We start from the raw sequence: 18,112 nt of genomic DNA, 5'->3' as shown, positions 1-18,112 counted from the left end.
GGGGAAATAACATGAAAAAACTGATCCTGACGGCTGCCGCTCTTGTGCTGAGTGCCGGTGTCGCTGCTGCTGAAACCGTGCGTATGGGGACCGAGGGCGCTTACCCTCCCTATAACTTCATCGACGATAACGGTCAGGTTGCGGGTTTCGAGCGCGAGCTGGGCGACAAGCTGTGCGAAATGGAAGGTCTGACCTGCACCTGGGTCACCAATGACTGGGATTCGATCATCCCCAACTTGCTGTCGGGCAACTACGACACGATCATGGCGGGTATGTCGATCACGGATGAACGCAAGCAATCGATTGATTTCACGCAAGCTTACTATCCGCCTGCGGCCTCGGCCTACCTGTCGCTCACGCCTGATGCGGACCTGAAAGGCGGCGTTGTCGCAGCCCAGACCGGCACGATTCAGGCCGCCCATGTGGCCGAAACCGGCGCGACGCTGGCGGAATATGCCACGCTGGATGACACCATCGCCGCTGTGAAAAACGGTGAGGCAGATGCCGTGTTTGCCGATAAGGACGCGCTTAAGCCGTTTGCGGGAACCGACGGTTTCGAGTTTGTGGGTGAGGATGTCTCGCTTGGCGATGGTATCGGCATCGGTCTGCGCAAATCCGACACCGCGCTGAAAGACAAGTTCAACGATGGCATCACCAAGATGAAAGCGGATGGCTCGCTGAACAAGCTGCTCGTGAAATACTTCGGGGCTGACTCGATGACGTTCAAGAACTGATCGGACAGGGGGCAGGCCGCGCGGTTTGCCCCCAAACCTTTAGATGTTTTCAAGCTGCGCTGATCCCTCATCCCTTCATGGCCTGTCATGGATGCTCTGCTACCTCACCACGGGCAAGCAGATGCTGTTTTATGGCTCGTTCGGGATCGTGCTGGTGCTGTTGGCCGTCACCGCCCCGGTGGCGTTGTTGTTCGGCTTTAGCGGGGCGCTGGCGGCGCGGTCGCGTATCACCCCGCTGCGCTGGATCGGTCGCACTTATACCGCGATGGTGCGCGGCGTGCCTGACATCATCTTTTTCCTCTTCGTTCCAATCGCGATGGATGAGGGGATCGAATATGTGCGCAACCGGATAAAATGCCCCGACTGGAACCAACCGGTGTTTGCGGGCAACGAGTTTCACGTCTGCGCGGCGGCGAAAATGCCGCTGAACTCCGCGCCCCAGATCTATCACGAGATTTACGGATTTTCGCTGGCGGTGATTGCCTTTGCGGTGGTGTTTGGCGCGTTTGCGGCCAATGTTCTCTATGGAGCGATGCAGGCGGTGCCGCGCGCCCAGCTTGAAACCGCCGAGGCCTATGGCATGACGCAAGCCCAAGTCACGCGCCGCGTTTTGATCCCGCAAATGTGGACCTATGCGCTGCCCGGCCTGTCCAATCTGTGGATGATCCTGATCAAGGCCACACCGCTGCTGTTCTTGCTGGGGATCGAGGATATCGTCTATTGGGCGCGCGAGTTGGGCGCCACGAAATCCACCGTTTACGCCTATCCCCATCCCGATTGGCGGGTCTATTATTTCCTCGTGCTGTTGGTGTTCTATCTCGTGATGACCAAACTTTCCGAGATCGTGCTGACCCGCATCAATCGCAAGCTGTCCTTCGGGCAGGCGACGGCGGGCGGTGAAGCGCTGCGAAAGGCCGACATATGAGCTGTCTTCAGACCATCGCCGATTATGGCCTGCGCTCGGTTGGCGTGGGCGAGCGGTTGTTGCCGCGCAGCGATTTCACGATGTGCCAGCAATTCACGCTGATCGGCTCGGGCATGGTGTGGAACATCTATTTCGGCGTGCTCGCGCTGCTGGGCGGGTTCTTTCTGGCGACCGCTTTGGCGCTGGCTAAAAACACCGAAACGCGGCTGATCCGCAAACCCGCCGAGTGGTTCATCTTCGTCTTTCGGGGCTCGCCGCTGTTTATCCAGTTTTTCCTCGCCTATGAGGCGCTTTCGATGCTGCCGCGCGCGGGCATTCCGGTGCTGGGCATCACGGTGGATACCGACTGGATGACGCGGGCTTGGGCCGGGGCGCTGTTCGTGCTGTTTCTCAACACCTCTGCCTATGCCGCCGAGATTTTCTACGGTGCGCTGCGCTCGGTGCCCAAGGGTGATCTTGAGGCGGCGGATGCGTATGGGCTGTCGGGCTGGAACAAGTTTCGCCGGGTGACGTGGCCGACCATGCTGCGGCTTGCCTGGCCGTCTTATACCAACGAGGCGATTTTCCTGTTTCACGCCACGACGTTGGTGTTTTTCTCGGGCTTTCCGGCGTTTCGCCAAGAGGGTGACGCGCTGTATTATGCGAAATACTTCGCCGACAAGACGTTTAACCCCTTCATTCCCTATCCGATCGCGGCTTTCTATTTCATCTTGCTCACGCTGTCGGTGATCACACTCTTTGGCTTTATCAACCGCCGCCTGAACCGCCATCTGCCGCAAGAGCGGCGCGCAAAGATGCGTTTCAGGCCGCAAATCATCAGGTGAGTTATGGACTGGCTGCACGATCATCCCGATGTGCGCACGATCCGCGTCGCTGCGGCAGATCTTAACGGAGTGGCACGAGGCAAGCGGCTGCCCGCGCGTTTCGCCGATAAGGTATTCTCCGAAGGCACGCGATTTCCGTTTTCGGTGATGAACCTCGATATCTGGGGCGAGGATATCGAAGACAGCCCGCTGGTCTTTGAATCGGGTGATTGCGACGGGCTGTTGATGCCGACCGAGCGTGGTTTCATGCCGATGCCCTGGCTTGAGGCCCCCACCGCGCTGCTGCCGATCTGGATGTTTCACATGGATGGCACGCCCTATGCGGGCGATCCGCGTCAGGCGCTGGCACGGGTGGCGGAACGCTACACCGCGATGGGCCTGACCCCCGTCGTCGCGACCGAGCTGGAGTTCTTCTTGATCGACGATTCCGGCAAGCAGTTGCGCGTGCCACCAAGTCCGCGTTCTGGCAAGCGCCGCTCGGGCGGTGAGGTGCTGTCCCTGCGCGCGCTTGATGCGTTCGATATCTTCTTCACCGAGCTGTATGATGCCTGCGAGGCGATGGATATCCCCGCCGATACCGCGATCTCCGAGGCAGGCCCGGGCCAGTTCGAAATCAACATGAGCCACCAGAATGATGCGCTCAAGGCGGCTGATGATGCGTGGCTGTTCAAGATGCTGGTCAAGGGGTTGGCGCGTCGTCACGGCTTTGCGGCCTCGTTCATGGCCAAACCCTATGACGAGTGGTCGGGCAACGGCATGCATATGCATTTCTCGGTGCTCGATAGCGCGGGCAAGAACATCTTCAACGACGGCACCGAGAAAGGCTCGGACAAGCTGCGCCATGCGGTGGCGGGCTGTCTGGCCGCAATGGAAGGCTCGACGCTGGTCTTTGCGCCTCACGAGAACAGCTATGACCGGCTGGTGCCGGATGCCCACGCGCCGACAGGCATCGCTTGGGCCTATGAGAACCGCACCTCGGCGCTGCGTATCCCGGCCTCTGGCCCCTCTGCGCGCCGCATCGAGCATCGCGTGGCCGGGGGCGACGTGAACCCCTATCTGATGATTGCCGCCGTTCTGGGGGCCGCGCTTGAGGGCCTCAAGGATGGCAAAGAGCCGCCCGCACCGATCAAGGGCAATGCCTATGCGCTCGATTTGCCGCAAATGCCCACCGAATGGGGGGCCGCGATTGAGGCCTTCACCAGCAGTGAGATGATCGGGCGTATCTTTGAACGCGAGTTGATCGAGAATTTCGCGATGACCAAACGCCAAGAACTGCGCTACATGGCAGAACTGTCCGAACAGGAACAGAGCGAGCTTTACCTCGATACCGTCTAGGGCGCGCTGCCCCCGAGTTACACCGCCAATGAAAAGGACCAGTTTCGCCAAGAAACTGGTCCTTAAAATGTCAGACCGACGCTATCCTTTATGTCGCAGCCGCCGACCCGCCAAAACCGCCTTTAGCGCAGCCGCGCCACGACATAATCGGCAAGATCATCCAGCATATCGCGCAGATCTCCGGCGGGTAGCACCGACAGACGCGCGCGGCCCCGATCGGCCCAGCCGATAGCAGCCTGACGGGTTTCTTCCAGCGCGCCATGTGCCTTCATCAGGCCCAAAGCGTGTTCCAGATCACCCTCATGCTGATCGCCTTTGTCGATCACGCGCTTCCAGAACGCGCCCTCTTCGTCATTGGCTTTGGCGATGGTTTTGATCAGCGGCAGCGTCAGTTTACGCTCGCGGAAGTCATCGCCGACGTTTTTGCCCATCGTCTTGGCATCGCTGAGATAATCGAGCAGATCATCGACCACCTGAAACGCAATTCCCAGACTTTCGCCATAATCATGCAGCGCCGAAATCTGCTCCTCAGACGCACCGGCCAGCACCGCGCCGGCCTCGGCTGAGGCCGAAAACAGCGCCGCCGTCTTGCCGCGCACAACCTTGTAATAGGTGTCCTCGGTCGTCGCGAGGTCTTCGGCAGCGCTCAGTTGCAGCACCTCGCCCTCGGTGATCACGGCACTTGCGTTGGACAGGATCGACAGCACCCGCAGGTTTTGCGTGTCCGTCATCAACTGGAAGGACCGCGCAAACAGGTAATCGCCCACCAGAACGCTGGATTTGTTGTCCCATAGCAGGTTCGCGGTGGGCCGCCCCCGGCGCTGTTTGCTTTCATCGACCACATCATCATGCAGCAGGGTGGCGGTGTGAATGAACTCGACCGCCGCCGCGAGATTGTGATGCAGGCTGCCCTGATAGCCACATAACCGCGCCGCCGCGATCGTCAGCATCGGTCGCAGCCGCTTGCCGCCAGCCCCCACAAGATGCGCGGTCACTTCAGGAATGCGCGGCGCATTTTCCGACGCCATACGCTGCACGATCAGCGCATCGGTTGCGCTCAGATCGGCTTCCAGCGCTTTGGCCAGCCGCTCATGCGGTTTTTCCGTCTTGTCATCAAGGCTCATTGTCATCCTTCCGCTCTGGCCCCATCTCGACAGCCCGCGCTCGGGGCCGTATGGGAGGGACATGAAAGAGCTATTGCGTAGTACCGACCCTGTCAAACTCGCTTTTGCAGCATCATTGCTCAAGGGCGAGGGTATAGAAGCCTTCCAGATGGACGTCCATATGAGCGTTCTGGAGGGCTCATTGGGCATATTGCCGCGCCGTTTGATGGTGCGCGATGGCGAGCTGTTCCTTGCCCAAGCCGTTCTGCGCGACAATGAGATCGGGCCGGATTGATGTTTGCGCCTGCCGAGCTAAGCGAGGACGGGTTTCTGGGCGGGCGTTTGCGCATCGCGCAGCCCAAGGCGGGCTATCGTTCAGCGATGGATGCGGTGTTTTTAGCGGCGGCTTGCGATGCCTGCGCGGGGCAATCGGTGTTGGAACTGGGCTGCGGGGCAGGGGTGGCCAGCCTGTGTCTGGGCGCGCGGGTGGCAGGGCTGCGCCAGACCGGACTTGAGGTGCAGCCGCGCTACGCTGCTTTGGCGCGCGCCAATGCGCAAAGCAACGCGATGACCCTTGAGGTGATCGAAGGCGATCTGGCCGAGATGCCCGCCGATCTGCGTGCGCGCAGCTTTGATCATATTATTGCCAATCCGCCTTATTTCGTGCCCCAAAGCGGCACCCCCGCCACGGATCGCGAACGCGAACACGCGCTGCGAGAGGTCACGCCGCTGGCGCTGTGGCTGGATGCCGGGCTGCGTCGCTTGCACCCCGATGGCATGGTGACGCTGATCCAGCAGGTTGATCGGCTGGGCGATATTCTGGCAGGTCTGCAAGGGCGTGCAGGCGCGATCACCGTCTTGCCGATCGCGCCGCGCATCGGGCGTCCGGCGCGCCGCGTGATCGTGCAGGCTCGCAAAGGGGCGCGCGCGCCGCTGGAACTGCTTGCCCCCCTGATCGTGCATGGCGCACCACAGCATACACGCGATGCGGAAGATTTTTCAGAAATTGCGCACGCTATCCTGCGCGGTGGTCAAAAATTGCTCATTCGCCGTTAAGCTTTTCGCAAGACTTCGCGATAAAACTGCTGATTGCCCGTCTTTTTACGACAAACTCGTGACACGACTCAAAAGCTGTGATGCAATCAACGGGCTGACAACAAGAGAGGAGACTGCCATGTCGCTTGGTTCGCATATCACCGAACTTCGCAGGAAACATGAATCTCTGGCGGCGGAGGTAGAACGTGCGGCGCGAAGCCCCGCTACCGACGACCTTGAGATCGCGCGCATGAAGAAGCAAAAGCTCCGACTAAAAGAACAAATTCACCGTCTTGAACAGGCCTGAGGGCCCCTCTCAAAATTATCGGGCCGCCCGTCGCGGCGGCTCGGTTTCAATCACGGGGCGCCGCGCGCGTGCCGCCCCCATCGCCGCCAAACCTGCCCCACCTGTGATCAACATGGCTGCGATCAGCAGAACGGGGCTTGCCGGGGCGATCCCCACCACCACCAAAACCAATGTAGAGACCAGCGGGGCCGCGTAGGACGCCGTGCCAAGCAGTTGAATGTCTCCGCGTTTCACGCCCAGATCCCAAGTATAAAAGGCCAGTCCGACCGGCCCAAGCCCAAGGCCCAGCACGGCCGCCCAACCCAGCGCGCCGTGCGGCCAGACCGTCGTTTCCAGCGCGAAATGCGCGGCCCCCGACAAAACCGACGTTGCCAGACAATAGACCGCGACCGCCGCAGTCGGCACGGCGTCAAAGCGGCGCGACAGCAGCGAATAGCTTGACCATGTCAGCGCGCACAGCCCCGCCAAAGCATAGCCCGGCAGCGCGCTGGCATCGCCCGCGATCCCTTTGCCAAGGATCAGGGTCGCACCCGCGAACGCCACCAACGCACCGATAATATGCCAGATGTTTAACCGCTCGCCGGGGAGAAGGCCGGAAAACAACACGATCAGCAGCGGCCAGAGATAGGCGATCAACCCGGCCTGTGCGGGGGGCGCCAGACGCAGCGCGGAGAAATAAAGAAAATGATAGCCAAACAGCCCCGCCGTGCCCGCCAGATAGATCGGCCAGCGCACCCGGCGCAGTTGGTGCAAGCTGCCGGTGACAGTTAGCCAGATCACGCCGATCACGCCGCCAATGGCGAAGCACATTGCGTTGAGCTGCAAGGGCGGTACGGGGGCAGAGCCGACCGTGAACAGCGCCAGAAGCGACCATAGCAGCACAGCTGTAAACCCGATGAACGTCGCCTTGTTAGGTGTCATGTGCCCGCCAATAAAAGAGGCCCGCAAGATGCGGGCCTCGATGCGCAATGCCAAGAGGGGATTAGACGAAATACTGCCCGCCATTGGCCGTGATCGTCGAGCCAGTGATAAAGCCCGCATCATCGGAGGCCAAAAACACCACTGCGCGCGCGATTTCCTTCGGCTCGCCGAGACGGCCGACCGGGATTTGCGCGATGATCGATTCGCGCACTTTCTCTGGCACGGCCATCACCATTTCGGTCCCGATATAGCCCGGGCAAATGGCGTTCACGGTGATATTGGCGCGCGCGCCTTCTTGCGCCAGCGCTTTGGTAAAGCCCAGATCGCCCGCCTTCGCGGCTGAGTAGTTCGCCTGCGCGAACTGACCCTTCTGACCGTTAATCGACGAGATGTTGACGATGCGACCGAATTTGCGCTCGCGCATCCGGGTCCAAAGCGGGTGGGTCATGTTGAACACGCCGCTCAGATTGGTGTCGATGACTTGGCTCCACTGCTCGCGCGTCATCTTGTGAAACGGTGCATCGCGGGTGATCCCGGCGTTGTTGACCAGCACGTCGATCGGGCCAACCTCGTCTTCGATCTGCGCGATTCCGGCTGCGCAGGCGTCATAATCGGCAACGGACCATTTGTAGGTCTTGATACCGGTTTCCTCGGTGAACTTCGCTGCCGCCTCATCATTGCCAGCATAGTTGGCGACGACGGTGTAGCCAGCCTCGCTGAGTGCAGCCGAAATCGCGGCACCAATGCCGCGTGATCCGCCGGTGGCCAGTGCAACTCTGGACATGATGTTTACTCCTCCAATTGAAACCCGTTGTAATGGTGTTACCGAAAAGAAAAGAGGCGCGCAACAAAGTTGCGCGCCCCGATTGTAAATAACGGATAAATTTCGCTCACATAGCTTCGATACACATCGCGACGCCCATGCCGCCGCCGATGCACAAGGTGGCCAACCCTTTTTTCGCGCCCGAGCGTTTCATCTCAAACAGCAGAGTGTTGAGGATGCGCGCGCCAGAAGCCCCAATCGGGTGGCCAAGCGCAATCGCGCCGCCATTGACGTTCACCTTTGAGGTATCCCAGCCCATATCCTTGTTCACGGCACAGGCTTGCGCGGCGAAGGCCTCGTTTGCCTCAATCCGGTCCAGATCGTCCGGCTTCCAGCCCGCTTTCTCCAGCGCCTTACGCGAAGACGGAATTGGCCCGCAGCCCATGATCGAGGGATCCAGACCGGCCGTTGCATAAGAGGCGATGCGCGCAAGCGGCGTCAGGCCGCGTTTCGCCGCCTCTTCCTCGGTCATGAGCAGCACCATCGCGGCCCCGTCATTAAGCCCCGAAGCATTCCCTGCGGTTACTGAGCCATCCTTGGTGAAGGCGGGGCGCAGTTTCTGCATGCTTTCAAGTGTCGCGCCGTGACGGATATGTTCGTCCTGATCGACCACCGTTTCGCCCTTGCGGGTCTTGACGGTAAAAGGCGCGATCTCATCGGCGAATTTACCTGCCTTTTGCGCGGCTTCGGCTTTGTTTTGGCTGGCCAGCGCGAATTCATCCTGCATCTCACGTGAGATCTGGAATTGGTTGGCAACGTTTTCAGCGGTCTGGCCCATGTGATAGTTGTTGAACGCGTCCCACAGACCATCCTTGATCATCGAGTCGATCATCTTCATATCGCCCATTTTCTGACCCGCACGCAGATGCGCGACATGGGGGCTGAGCGACATGCTTTCTTGACCGCCGGCAACAACGATATTCGCGTCGCCAAGCAGGATATGTTGCGCACCAAGGGCAACCGTGCGCAGGCCGGAACCGCAGACCTGATTGATCGACCACGCGGCGGATTCGATGGGCAGGCCGGCATTGATATGGGCTTGGCGAGCGGGGTTTTGCCCCTGACCGGCTGTCAGAACCTGACCGAGAATGGTTTCTGATACCTCGCCTTTGTCGATGCCTGCGCGCGCAATCACGGCTTCAATCGCGGCCGCACCCAAATCATGGGCGGGAACGTTCGCGAACGCACCATTGAACGAGCCGACGGCTGTACGCGCAGCCGAGACGATGACGACATTGGTCATGGGATCCTCCTCATCACGAAATAAAGTGCGCGCGGTCGCGCCCACCTGCTAGCGCGCAGCATGGCGGATACGTGGGGCAGGTCAAGTCGAAACGGCTTGCGAAAGGGAATGGTCGCGCAATTTTGTTGCGCGACGATGATGGCGCTTTGCCGTGTTTTTAGGGCGTCGATATGCACAGATCAGGCGCTTCTTCGCGTCGCCTGCGAGAGAGGGCGCCAAGGCGGGTTAACTGTCGGGGCGCCGTAATAAAAGCCTTGCAAGCATTCCACGCCGATCTGGCTAAGATATTTGGCATCTTGTGCATTTTCGACAGATTCCGCGACCGTGAACATCTCAAAATGGCGCGCAATATCGAGAAGAGATTTGGTCAGGGCTTGATTGTCGGGATCTTGCGCGATGCCGCGAATGAACTGCCCATCGATTTTGAGAATGTCGAAATAAAATTCGCGCAGGTAGCGAAATGATGTGTAGCCCGCGCCGAAATCATCAAGCGCAAAGCTGACCCCACGGGCCTGTAAATCCTCCATAAAGACGGTTACCAGTTCGGGCATATGCATGGCCGAGCTTTCGGTGATTTCCAGAATAAGGCGATCTGCGACCGTCTCGTCGATCGCCAGCCCGCGATTGAGCGCCTTCATCCAGGCCGGATAGCCAATGGAACGCGCCGACATATTAATCGCAAGGCGCAGCCCCTCGTTTTCCATCAACGCTTCTAGTCCCATCTCGATCGCCAAACAGTCCAGTTTTCGGCCCAGTTCGGTCATCTCGACGGTTTCGATGAAATCTTTGGCAGGTATAATGCGACCGGTCTCATCCAGTACCCGGATCAGCCCCTCGTAAAACGCCGGTTGATCGGGGCGCGCAGTTTGCACGACAGGCTGATAGGCCAGCAAAACATCGCGGCGCGCAATCGCATCGCGCACGAGGGCAATCGTCTGTCGGTCCTGCTCTGCCACGGCATAGGCAAGCGGGCTTCGCAGTTCCGCGTTGATCGGCTCGTGATCTGGCTTTTCGCGATTTGTCATGTTCCACTCCATCACCAACATCGCCTAAATTGCGATAAAGGCGCTAATAACCCGTAAAAACGCGCCTCTCTTTATCAGCATGGTTAATCCGCCCTCGGCTTCGGGTTTTCGTAAACGATTGAGTAAGCTCCGCGCGCTAGTCTGACTTGAGTCGCAGCATCCGAGGATTAGATGAGCCACCAAGCCGAGACGGCAGACCGCCATGCCGGAGAAGAGCCCTTTAAGCTTGAAGAGCTGTTTTATTCACGCACCGATTCACGCGGGGTAATTATTGCGGGTAATGAGGTGTTTCGTCGGGTCTCGGGCTATGAGTGGGGCGCGTTGCTGGGCGCGCCTCATAAGATCGTGCGCCATCCGGAAACTCCGCGCGCTGTGTTCCGAATCCTGTGGGATGCGATCCAAAAAGGCTATCCCATGGGCGCCTACGTCAAAAATCGGTCCAAATCGGGCGGCTGGTATTGGGTTTTTGCCGTGATTTTGCCGATTGATGGCGGTTTTTTATCCGTGCGGTTGAAGCCGGTCAGTGATTTGTCTGACAAGATGAAACAATTCTATGCGACCTTTTCGGAACGCGAGCGGGTTGAAAAAATCGACCCCGAGGAAAGTGCCGGAATGCTGCGCATGGGCGCGCAAGCGGACGGTTTTTCGAGCTATACCAATTTCATGGCCCATGCTTTGGGACATGAATTGGCTGCGCGCGACCGTCAATTGCGCCGCACCGCAGATCCGCGCACCCAAGTCTTGGCCGAGATGAACACCGCGATGGAGCGCGCCACGAAGGAGCAGGTCGGCTTACTGCGCAGTTTCGAGGCGCTGCAATCGGTCCCCAATAACATGCGCATCGTCGCGTCGCGGTTGGAACCCTCTGGCGGGCCGGTTTCGGCAATTTCAGAGAATTATAAAGCGTCGTCTGTGGTGATTTCAGATCGTTTGCGCAGCTTCGTCGCTGGGGAGGGGAATATTTGCGATCAGATGTCGCGCGAGGTAGCGCGTGCTTTGTTTCTTTTGGGAAGCAGCCGTGTGTTATCCGAGATGAACGCGAAATTCGTGCAGGCGGATCCGGTTGAAGGCATCGACTGGGCGACAGAGCGTGAATTGCTAAATGAGCTTGAGCAAAAAGCGTCAATCGACGCGCGCGTGGCGATGGGAAAAGCTGCCACGATTGCTGGCCAACTAACACAGCAAAGCCGCGAGATCCGGCGCCAGATGCTGGGGCTTGATACCATCCGCGTGCTGGGCCGGGTCGAGTGCGGGCGGATGCGCGACAATTCGGGCGGGCTAAGCGCGACGATTGACCAACTCGACGGCTTTCACGACGATATCAAGGGACGTCTGGAATCCATTATGCGCCTCTCGGAAGAGATTGAGCAGTCGATGACACGCTATTTGCGCCAATCCAAAGCGGCGTAAGTAGGGCGGGATTGTGCTTATGATTTAAGGGACTTACGGCACCAGAATTGTAATGTCGCCTTGGTCTCGGCGACACGCATTCAACTGAAAATGTCGCGGCAGTCATTCTAGGTCAAGCCACGCAAACCGGTGAGCGCACGAGAAGCGCGCACGCTCCGCCGATCTTTGCCTCAGCCCTTGATCATCGCCTCAAGCAGCTTTTTGGCCTCGGGGGAGTCCCATTGCGCCCCGCCAATCATGCGCCCGACCTCATGGCCGTCCTTGTCGACCAACACCGTCACCGGCAGCCCAAGCACGCCCATCGCGCGTGACGCAAAAGCTGCCTCGTCGTAAAAGCGCGGCAAGGCGTCCAGCTTTTCTTTATCAAAGAATGCGCCAACCTTTGCGGGCGAATTCGACCCGCCCGTGGCAATCGTCACCACAGCGAAATGATCTCCCCCCAACTCTTTTTCGAGTGTGTTGAGAAAGGGCATTTCTTCGCGGCAAGGCGGGCACCACGTCGCCCAGAAATTCACCAAAACGACCTTTCCTTTATACTCTGCCAAGGAATGCTCGCCGCCTTGATCATCCGTAAAGGAAAACGGCGGCATCGGCAGCGGTTTGGAATAGGTGACCAGCGATTCCATCGATCCTTCTTTCAGCGCATTCAGATCGGCGGCCTGCGCAGCATTTGCACCCAGTGCCAGCGCCGTATAAAGGACAAGAAACCGTAACATATTGCCTCCGAAAAAGGGCTCGAACCATGACTGACGCCACCAAAGATACCCAAGCCTCCAACGCGATGTGGGGCGGGCGTTTCGCCGCGGGGCCGGACGCTATCATGGAGGCGATCAATGCGTCCATCGGCTACGACCAGCGGCTCTATGCCCAAGATATCCGTGGCAGCCGGGCTCATGCTGCGATGCTCGCCGCACAAGGTATCATCAGTGATAAGGATGCGCAGGCCATCGGGGAAGGGCTGATCACGGTTTTGTCAGAAATCGAGGCCGGTGATTTTCCGTTTTCCACCGCGCTCGAAGATATTCACATGAATGTCGAGGCGCGGCTCAAGGATCTGATCGGTGAGCCGGCGGGGCGTTTGCACACGGCGCGCTCGCGCAACGACCAGGTCGCCACCGATTTCCGGCTGTGGGTGCGCGAGCAATGCGACGCCGCGATCACCTCGCTGGATGCGCTGATCCGTGTGGCGGTGACCCGCGCGGAAGAGGGTGCGGATTGGGTGATGCCCGGTTTCACCCATCTGCAAACCGCGCAGCCCGTGACCTTTGGCCACCACATGATGGCCTATGTCGAGATGTTTGCGCGCGACAAATCCCGCTTTGAGGATGCGCGCAAGCGGATGAACGAATGTCCCTTGGGGGCGGCGGCTCTGGCGGGCACGGGCTTCAACATCGACCGCCACGCAACGGCGGCCAGCTTGGGCTTTGACCGTCCGATGGCGAATAGCCTTGATGCGGTGTCAGACCGTGATTTCGCGCTGGAATTTCTGTCGGCCTCGACGATTTGTGCCGTGCATCTTAGCCGCCTTGCCGAAGAGCTGGTGATCTGGTCGTCAGCGCAGTTCCGCTTTGTGTCAATGTCGGACAAATGGTCAACCGGCAGCTCCATCATGCCGCAAAAGCGTAACCCCGACGCAGCCGAGCTGATCCGCGCCAAAATCGGGCGCATCCTTGGGGCTTCGGTGGCGCTGTTTACCGTGATGAAGGGCCTGCCGCTCGCCTATTCCAAGGACATGCAGGAAGATAAAGAGCAGGTCTTTGATGCTGCCGACAACCTGATGCTGGCGCTCGCGGCAATGGCGGGGATGATCGGTGATCTGACGGTGCATCAGGCCAATCTTGAGGCCGCCGCGTCGGCCGGGTTCTCCACCGCGACTGATCTGGCCGATTGGCTGGTGCGCGAGGCAGGCTTGCCGTTCCGCGACGCCCATCACGTCACCGGCTCGCTCGTGGCGATGGCGGAAGATGCGGGCTGCGATCTGCCCGATCTGACGCTGGAGCAGATGCAATCGGTCAATCCTGCGATCACCAAAGACGTGTTTGGCGTGCTTGGCGTGCATAATTCGGTGGCCTCGCGCATGTCGTATGGCGGCACCGCGCCCGAGCAGGTGCGCGCACAGGTCGCGCGCTGGAAGGAGATTTTGGGATGAAAATCGCAGCCCTTCTGATGGCCTCTCTTTTTGCCCTGACCGCCTGTGGCGTCGATGGTCCACCCACGCCGCCCGATCAGGTCACCACCCAGTAACCGGAAGATATCATGGATCATTTTCTGTATCGCGACGGCGTTCTTTATGCCGAAGACGTGCCCCTGCCCGAAATCGCGGCCAGCGTTGGCACGCCGTTTTATGTCTATTCGGCAGCGACTTTGACGCGCCATTTCAAGCTGTTCCAGGAGGCGCTGAACTGGACCGACCACCTGATCTGTTTCGCGATCAAATCCAATTCCAACCTTGCTGTGCTGAAATTGCTGGGTGATCTGGGCGCGGGCATGGATGTGGTCTCGGGCGGTGAATATCGCCGTGCGCGCGCCGCTGGTGTGCCCGGTGATCGCGTGGTGTTTTCGGGCGTCGGAAAGACGCGCGAAGAAATCACCTACGTCTTGGAAAACGGTATCCGCCAGTTCAACGTCGAGAGCGAACCCGAGCTTGAGGCGATCTCGCAAATCGCCGCAAAGATGGGCGTCACAGCCCCGATTGCGTTGCGCGTGAACCCCGATGTTGATGCCAAGACGCATGAGAAAATCGCGACAGGAAAGTCGGAAAACAAGTTCGGCATTCCGATTGCCAAGGCCCGCGCGGTCTATGCGCTGGCGGCGAAACTGCCCGGCATCGACGTGGTCGGCGTCGATGTGCATATCGGCAGCCAACTGACGGACCTTGAACCCTTTAACGCCGCATTTACCAAGGTGCGCGACCTGACGCTGGCCCTGCGCGAGGATGGCCACGATATCCGCCGTCTTGATCTGGGCGGCGGGCTTGGCATTCCTTACGAACGCTCGAACTCCGCACCGCCCTTGCCCATCGAATACGGTCAGGTGATCGAACGTGCGCTGGGCGATCTGGGCTGCGAGATCGAGATCGAACCGGGTCGGCTGATTGCGGGTAACGCCGGGGTTTTGGTCACTTCGGTGATCTATCTCAAGGAAGGAGAGGGGCGTGATTTCCTGATCCTTGATGCGGCGATGAATGACCTCGTGCGCCCGTCGATGTATGGTGCCTATCACGATATCGTCCCGGTGATCGAGCCTCAGCCCGGCACGCAATCTGCACCCTATGATATCGTGGGTCCGGTCTGTGAAACCGGCGACACTTTCGCCAAGGCGCGCGATATGACGCCGCTCGCGCCGGGGGATCTGGTCGCGTTCCGCTCGGCTGGCGCGTATGGCGCGGTGATGTCGTCAGAGTATAATTCGCGCCCGCTGATCCCCGAAGTTTTGGTGCAGGGCGGCGAATTTGCTCTCATTCGGGCAAGACCGAGCTTTGAAGAAATGCTGGCGCGCGATAGCATACCCGAGTGGCTCTGACCCGATGGGCGGGAATCAGCGGCCCCTGAAAGGGAGACATGCCGGTTAAACGCTGGTTTGCCAAAGGCTTAACGCGTGCACCGCGCGCGGATCGGACAGGGCAGGGGCCTTTGGCGCTGCTGGCGCGTCCGATTGCGCTGACCCATGCGGGAATGGTGGTCGAACGCGGCCTGCGCGCCTTTTGGCCGCTGCTGTCGCTGCTGGCGCTGATTGGCGCGGCGCAGGCGTTCGCGCTGCCCGCCGAGCTTGGCGCGATGGCACGCTGGTTCTGGCTTGTCGCCCTGATTGCTATCCTCGCCGCGCTTGGCTGGGGCGCGTGGAAGATGCGCTGGCCGCGCCGCGCCGAGGCGATTGCGCGTCTTGACGCAACGCTACCCGGCCGCCCGCTTGCGGCGTTGGATGATGAGATGGCGCTGGGCGGCGATGATCCGGCAGCCCGCGCGCTTTGGGCGGCGCATTTGCGGCGTATGGCGCAGGCGGCTTCGGGCGCACGCGCGCCGCGCCCCGACCCGGATCTGGCGCGCCGCGATCCTTACGCGCTGCGCCTGACCGCGCTGACGGCGCTGGTGGTGGCGGTGATTTTCGGTGTGCCGCAACGCATTTGGCACCCGAACGAGGGGATGCCCGGCACATCCGGTAGCGCCGAGGCCGCGATGGGGCCAAGCTGGGAAGGCTGGGCCTCGCCGCCGCGCTATACCGGCAAGCCGGGGCTGTATCTTAACAAGGTCGAAGGCGATACGCTAAGCGTGCCCGAGGGCACCCGGTTCTCGATCCGTCTTTATGGTGCGACGGGCGCGATCGGGTTTTCCGAAAACGTCTCGAACCCCGCAGCTTTGCCCGAACAGGGTGCGGCGCAGGCGGGTGCGGGCATCGAAACCCATGAATTTGAGGCCGTGCGCAGCGGTATGATCTCGCTCGAAGGGCCTGCGGGGCGCGCGTTTCGCGTGGTCGTAGCAGGCGACAGTGCGCCCTCGGTCACGCTGGAAAAGATCGCCGAGCGGCGCGCGGATGGCAAGCTTTCGCAACCCTTCCACGCACAGGATGATTACGCCGTGACCAGCGGACATGCGGTGATTTCGCTGGATCTGGCCAAGGTCGATCGTCGCTACGGTCTGGCCATCGCGCCCGAGAAACGCCCCGATCTGATCTACGATCTGCCGATGCCGATCACCGGAACGCGCGCCGATTTCACCGAAAATCTGGTCGAGGACGCGGCTAAACACCCGTGGGCGAACCTGCCCGTCAAGCTGACGCTTGAGGTCGAGGATGGGCGTGGCCAAACCGGCAAATCGCCCGTGCAGGAAATGGTGCTGCCGGGCAAGCGTTTCTTCGATCCGCTGGCGGCGGCGTTGATCGAGGTGCGCCGCGATCTGTTGTGGTCGCGCGGCAATGCGGGTTATGACGCCGATCTGCTGCGCGCGCTGACCAACCGCCATGAGGGCTTTATCAAGCGCGAGGAAGTCTATCTGATGATGCGCCTTGTGATCGGGCGGCTGCAGGATGCCAGCCTGACGCCCGAGGTGCGCGATGAGATCGCCGAGGCGCTGTGGAAAATGGCCGAACTGGTCGAGGATGGCGGGCTGGCTGATGCGTTGGCTGCGATGCAAAAGGCGCAGGAAAAGCTGTCCGAGGCGATCCGAAACGGGGCCAGCCAAGACGAGATCGCCAAGCTCATGCAAGAGCTGAAAGAGGCGACCGACAACTACATCAAGATGCTGGCCGAGCGCGCGCAAGATCAGGAAGACGGCCCGCAATTTGGTGACCAGAACCAGCCGAGCCAGCAGATCACCGGCGACCAGATTCAACAGACGATGGACCAGATCCAGAAGCTGATGGAAGAGGGCCGGATGGCCGAGGCGCAGGAACTGCTCGATCAGCTCGCGCGGATGATGGAGAACCTCAAGGTCACGCAGGGCCAGGGCGGGCAGGGCGACACGCCGGGTGGCAAGGCGATGCGCGATTTGCAGGACACGCTCAAAGAACAGCAGGATCTGTCGGACGAGGCCTTCCGCGACCTTCAGGACCAGTTCATCAGCCCCGAAGAACGCCAGCGCCAAGCTGAGTCTGGCCAGCAAGGTCAGCAGGGTCAGCAAGGCGAGGGCCAACAGGGGCAAGGCGAACAGGGCCAGCAAGGCCAAGGACAAGAAGGCCAGCAAGGTCAACAGGGCCAAGGTCAACAAGGCCAGGGCCAGCAAGGTCAGGGCGACCAGCCGGGCGATCAGCAAGGCACCGGACCGGGCGGAGAAGGTCAGGCGCAGCGCGACGGTCAAGGCCAAGGCGACCAGCCCGGGCTTGAAGGCGGACAGGGCGGCACGCAGGGGCAAAACCTTGCCGAGCGCCAACGCGATTTGCGCCGCGAATTGGACCGCCAGAAAGGTCTGCTTCCGGGCTATGGCGGCGAGGCGGGTGAAGAGGCTGACAAACGTCTGGGCGATGCCGGTCGCGCGATGGATGAGGCGGAACAAGCGCTGCGTGAAGGCGATAACAGCACCGCCATCGACCGTCAGGCCGACGCTATTGAGGCGCTGCGCGAGGGGATGCGTGCGCTTGGTGAAGCGATGCGGGGCGAGCAGGCGCGCCAGCAGGGTCAGCCCGGCGAAAGCGGTCGGCAGGCCGGAACTCCAGGGCAGAATGGTCCTAACGGCATGGCGCGCGATCCGCTGGGGCGCGCGCAAGGCGATGGCAATCAACTCGGCACCGATCGCGAAATGCTGCAAGGCGAGGACGTGTATCGGCGCGCGCAAAACCTGCTTGATGAGATCCGTCGGCGTTCAGGCGAAAGGCTGCGCCCCGAGGAAGAACTCGACTATCTCAAGCGTTTGCTCGATCAGTTTGGCAATGCCGGCTAAGGCAATTGCGGGGCATTAAATCGACTTTGAATCGTTGATTTTGCAAGGCACAAACG

General features: G+C 60.4%; 18 protein-coding genes. 12 read left to right on the top strand and 6 right to left on the bottom strand.

Going from position 1 to position 18,112, the window contains the following annotated elements:
- Positions 1-11 precede the first annotated feature (11 nt).
- From DT23_RS12520 to DT23_RS12505, 4 genes are read left to right on the top strand one after another with little or no spacing between them, the layout of a single operon-like run.
- Complete coding sequence (locus tag DT23_RS12520; RefSeq protein WP_038131684.1) at positions 12-734, top strand: transporter substrate-binding domain-containing protein; 723 nt, start codon at positions 12-14, stop codon at positions 732-734.
- A 43-nt stretch (positions 735-777) separates the two neighbouring features.
- The gene (locus DT23_RS12515; protein ID WP_038131683.1) at positions 778-1,659 is read left to right on the top strand and encodes an ABC transporter permease; all 882 of its coding nucleotides are present in this window, start codon (positions 778-780) and stop codon (positions 1,657-1,659) included.
- Complete coding sequence (locus tag DT23_RS12510; RefSeq protein WP_038131682.1) at positions 1,656-2,483, top strand: ABC transporter permease; 828 nt, start codon at positions 1,656-1,658, stop codon at positions 2,481-2,483. The genes DT23_RS12515 and DT23_RS12510 overlap by 4 nt, the downstream gene beginning before the upstream one ends.
- A gap of 3 nt (positions 2,484-2,486) precedes the next feature.
- Positions 2,487-3,818, top strand: a complete 1,332-nt coding sequence (locus DT23_RS12505; protein ID WP_038131681.1) for a glutamine synthetase family protein — start codon at positions 2,487-2,489, stop codon at positions 3,816-3,818.
- A 122-nt stretch (positions 3,819-3,940) separates the two neighbouring features.
- Here DT23_RS12505 and DT23_RS12500 read toward each other — a convergent pair whose 3' ends face one another.
- The gene (locus tag DT23_RS12500; RefSeq protein ID WP_038131680.1) at positions 3,941-4,942 is read right to left on the bottom strand and encodes a polyprenyl synthetase family protein; all 1,002 of its coding nucleotides are present in this window, start codon (positions 4,940-4,942) and stop codon (positions 3,941-3,943) included.
- A 61-nt stretch (positions 4,943-5,003) separates the two neighbouring features.
- Between DT23_RS12500 and DT23_RS12495 the strand changes: the two genes are divergently transcribed.
- The 3 genes from DT23_RS12495 (at position 5,004) to DT23_RS19110 (ending at position 6,263) form a co-directional block, all read left to right on the top strand.
- On the top strand, positions 5,004-5,216 hold the full coding sequence (locus tag DT23_RS12495) for a putative signal transducing protein (protein WP_038131679.1): 213 nt from the start codon (positions 5,004-5,006) through the stop codon (positions 5,214-5,216).
- The gene (locus tag DT23_RS12490) at positions 5,216-5,977 is read left to right on the top strand and encodes a tRNA1(Val) (adenine(37)-N6)-methyltransferase (RefSeq protein WP_038131677.1); all 762 of its coding nucleotides are present in this window, start codon (positions 5,216-5,218) and stop codon (positions 5,975-5,977) included. Before DT23_RS12495 ends, DT23_RS12490 begins: the two co-directional genes overlap by 1 nt.
- A gap of 118 nt (positions 5,978-6,095) precedes the next feature.
- Positions 6,096-6,263, top strand: coding sequence for a YdcH family protein (locus tag DT23_RS19110; RefSeq protein ID WP_081847153.1), 168 nt, complete (start codon positions 6,096-6,098; stop codon positions 6,261-6,263).
- A gap of 15 nt (positions 6,264-6,278) precedes the next feature.
- Here the strand turns inward: DT23_RS19110 and yddG are convergent, their stop codons facing one another.
- The 4 genes from yddG to DT23_RS12470 form a co-directional block, all read right to left on the bottom strand.
- Entirely contained in the window at positions 6,279-7,184 is a 906-nt protein-coding gene (gene yddG, locus DT23_RS12485) for an aromatic amino acid exporter YddG (RefSeq protein WP_051697283.1), read from the bottom strand.
- A 61-nt stretch (positions 7,185-7,245) separates the two neighbouring features.
- On the bottom strand, positions 7,246-7,968 hold the full coding sequence (phbB, locus tag DT23_RS12480; RefSeq protein ID WP_038131676.1) for an acetoacetyl-CoA reductase: 723 nt from the start codon (positions 7,966-7,968) through the stop codon (positions 7,246-7,248).
- Positions 7,969-8,074: 106 nt separating this feature from the next.
- Positions 8,075-9,250 carry an acetyl-CoA C-acetyltransferase gene (locus DT23_RS12475; protein ID WP_038131674.1) on the bottom strand — a complete coding sequence of 392 codons (1,176 nt, stop codon included), beginning with the start codon at positions 9,248-9,250 and terminating at the stop codon, positions 8,075-8,077.
- Between the two features lie 179 nt (positions 9,251-9,429).
- A complete protein-coding gene (locus tag DT23_RS12470; RefSeq protein WP_051697282.1) occupies positions 9,430-10,275 on the bottom strand; it encodes an EAL domain-containing protein in 846 nt (281 codons plus the stop codon).
- Between the two features lie 171 nt (positions 10,276-10,446).
- Between DT23_RS12470 and DT23_RS12465 the strand changes: the two genes are divergently transcribed.
- Complete coding sequence (locus tag DT23_RS12465; protein WP_051697269.1) at positions 10,447-11,685, top strand: PAS domain-containing protein; 1,239 nt, start codon at positions 10,447-10,449, stop codon at positions 11,683-11,685.
- A 170-nt stretch (positions 11,686-11,855) separates the two neighbouring features.
- Here the strand turns inward: DT23_RS12465 and DT23_RS12460 are convergent, their stop codons facing one another.
- The gene (locus tag DT23_RS12460) at positions 11,856-12,401 is read right to left on the bottom strand and encodes a TlpA family protein disulfide reductase (protein WP_038131673.1); all 546 of its coding nucleotides are present in this window, start codon (positions 12,399-12,401) and stop codon (positions 11,856-11,858) included.
- 26 nt (positions 12,402-12,427) lie between these two features.
- Between DT23_RS12460 and argH the strand changes: the two genes are divergently transcribed.
- Genes argH through DT23_RS12445 form a run of 4 tightly spaced genes read left to right on the top strand, consistent with a single transcriptional unit; the run spans position 12,428 to position 18,056 of the window.
- Positions 12,428-13,834 (top strand): argininosuccinate lyase, encoded by a 1,407-nt coding sequence (gene argH, locus DT23_RS12455; protein WP_038131671.1) that lies wholly within the window; start codon positions 12,428-12,430, stop codon positions 13,832-13,834.
- The gene (locus DT23_RS20045; protein WP_240473605.1) at positions 13,831-13,929 is read left to right on the top strand and encodes a lipoprotein; all 99 of its coding nucleotides are present in this window, start codon (positions 13,831-13,833) and stop codon (positions 13,927-13,929) included. Before argH ends, DT23_RS20045 begins: the two co-directional genes overlap by 4 nt.
- A gap of 12 nt (positions 13,930-13,941) precedes the next feature.
- Positions 13,942-15,207 (top strand): diaminopimelate decarboxylase, encoded by a 1,266-nt coding sequence (lysA, locus tag DT23_RS12450; protein WP_038131669.1) that lies wholly within the window; start codon positions 13,942-13,944, stop codon positions 15,205-15,207.
- 38 nt (positions 15,208-15,245) lie between these two features.
- Positions 15,246-18,056, top strand: a complete 2,811-nt coding sequence (locus DT23_RS12445) for a DUF4175 domain-containing protein (protein ID WP_051697268.1) — start codon at positions 15,246-15,248, stop codon at positions 18,054-18,056.
- The last annotated feature ends 56 nt before the right edge of the window (positions 18,057-18,112 follow it).

The organism is Thioclava indica (assembly GCF_000714545.1).
GTDB classification, from domain to species: Bacteria; Pseudomonadota; Alphaproteobacteria; order Rhodobacterales; family Rhodobacteraceae; genus Thioclava; species Thioclava indica.
The sequence above is the reverse complement of the archived record's forward strand: the minus strand, read 5'-3'. Positions and strand labels throughout refer to the sequence as shown.

Coding starts and splice junctions, on each gene's coding strand:
- DT23_RS20045 (WP_240473605.1), top strand. CDS start 13,831: ATGAAAATCGCAGCCCTTCTGATGGCCTCTCTTTTTGCCCTGACCGCC.
- DT23_RS12505 (WP_038131681.1), top strand. CDS start 2,487: ATGGACTGGCTGCACGATCATCCCGATGTGCGCACGATCCGCGTCGCT.
- DT23_RS12470 (WP_051697282.1), bottom strand. CDS start 10,275: ATGACAAATCGCGAAAAGCCAGATCACGAGCCGATCAACGCGGAACTG.
- argH (WP_038131671.1), top strand. CDS start 12,428: ATGACTGACGCCACCAAAGATACCCAAGCCTCCAACGCGATGTGGGGC.
- DT23_RS12515 (WP_038131683.1), top strand. CDS start 778: ATGTTTTCAAGCTGCGCTGATCCCTCATCCCTTCATGGCCTGTCATGG.
- DT23_RS12445 (WP_051697268.1), top strand. CDS start 15,246: ATGCCGGTTAAACGCTGGTTTGCCAAAGGCTTAACGCGTGCACCGCGC.
- phbB (WP_038131676.1), bottom strand. CDS start 7,968: ATGTCCAGAGTTGCACTGGCCACCGGCGGATCACGCGGCATTGGTGCC.
- DT23_RS12520 (WP_038131684.1), top strand. CDS start 12: ATGAAAAAACTGATCCTGACGGCTGCCGCTCTTGTGCTGAGTGCCGGT.
- DT23_RS12465 (WP_051697269.1), top strand. CDS start 10,447: ATGAGCCACCAAGCCGAGACGGCAGACCGCCATGCCGGAGAAGAGCCC.
- DT23_RS19110 (WP_081847153.1), top strand. CDS start 6,096: ATGTCGCTTGGTTCGCATATCACCGAACTTCGCAGGAAACATGAATCT.
- DT23_RS12460 (WP_038131673.1), bottom strand. CDS start 12,401: ATGTTACGGTTTCTTGTCCTTTATACGGCGCTGGCACTGGGTGCAAAT.
- DT23_RS12495 (WP_038131679.1), top strand. CDS start 5,004: ATGAAAGAGCTATTGCGTAGTACCGACCCTGTCAAACTCGCTTTTGCA.
- DT23_RS12500 (WP_038131680.1), bottom strand. CDS start 4,942: ATGAGCCTTGATGACAAGACGGAAAAACCGCATGAGCGGCTGGCCAAA.
- DT23_RS12475 (WP_038131674.1), bottom strand. CDS start 9,250: ATGACCAATGTCGTCATCGTCTCGGCTGCGCGTACAGCCGTCGGCTCG.
- yddG (WP_051697283.1), bottom strand. CDS start 7,184: ATGACACCTAACAAGGCGACGTTCATCGGGTTTACAGCTGTGCTGCTA.
- DT23_RS12490 (WP_038131677.1), top strand. CDS start 5,216: ATGTTTGCGCCTGCCGAGCTAAGCGAGGACGGGTTTCTGGGCGGGCGT.
- DT23_RS12510 (WP_038131682.1), top strand. CDS start 1,656: ATGAGCTGTCTTCAGACCATCGCCGATTATGGCCTGCGCTCGGTTGGC.
- lysA (WP_038131669.1), top strand. CDS start 13,942: ATGGATCATTTTCTGTATCGCGACGGCGTTCTTTATGCCGAAGACGTG.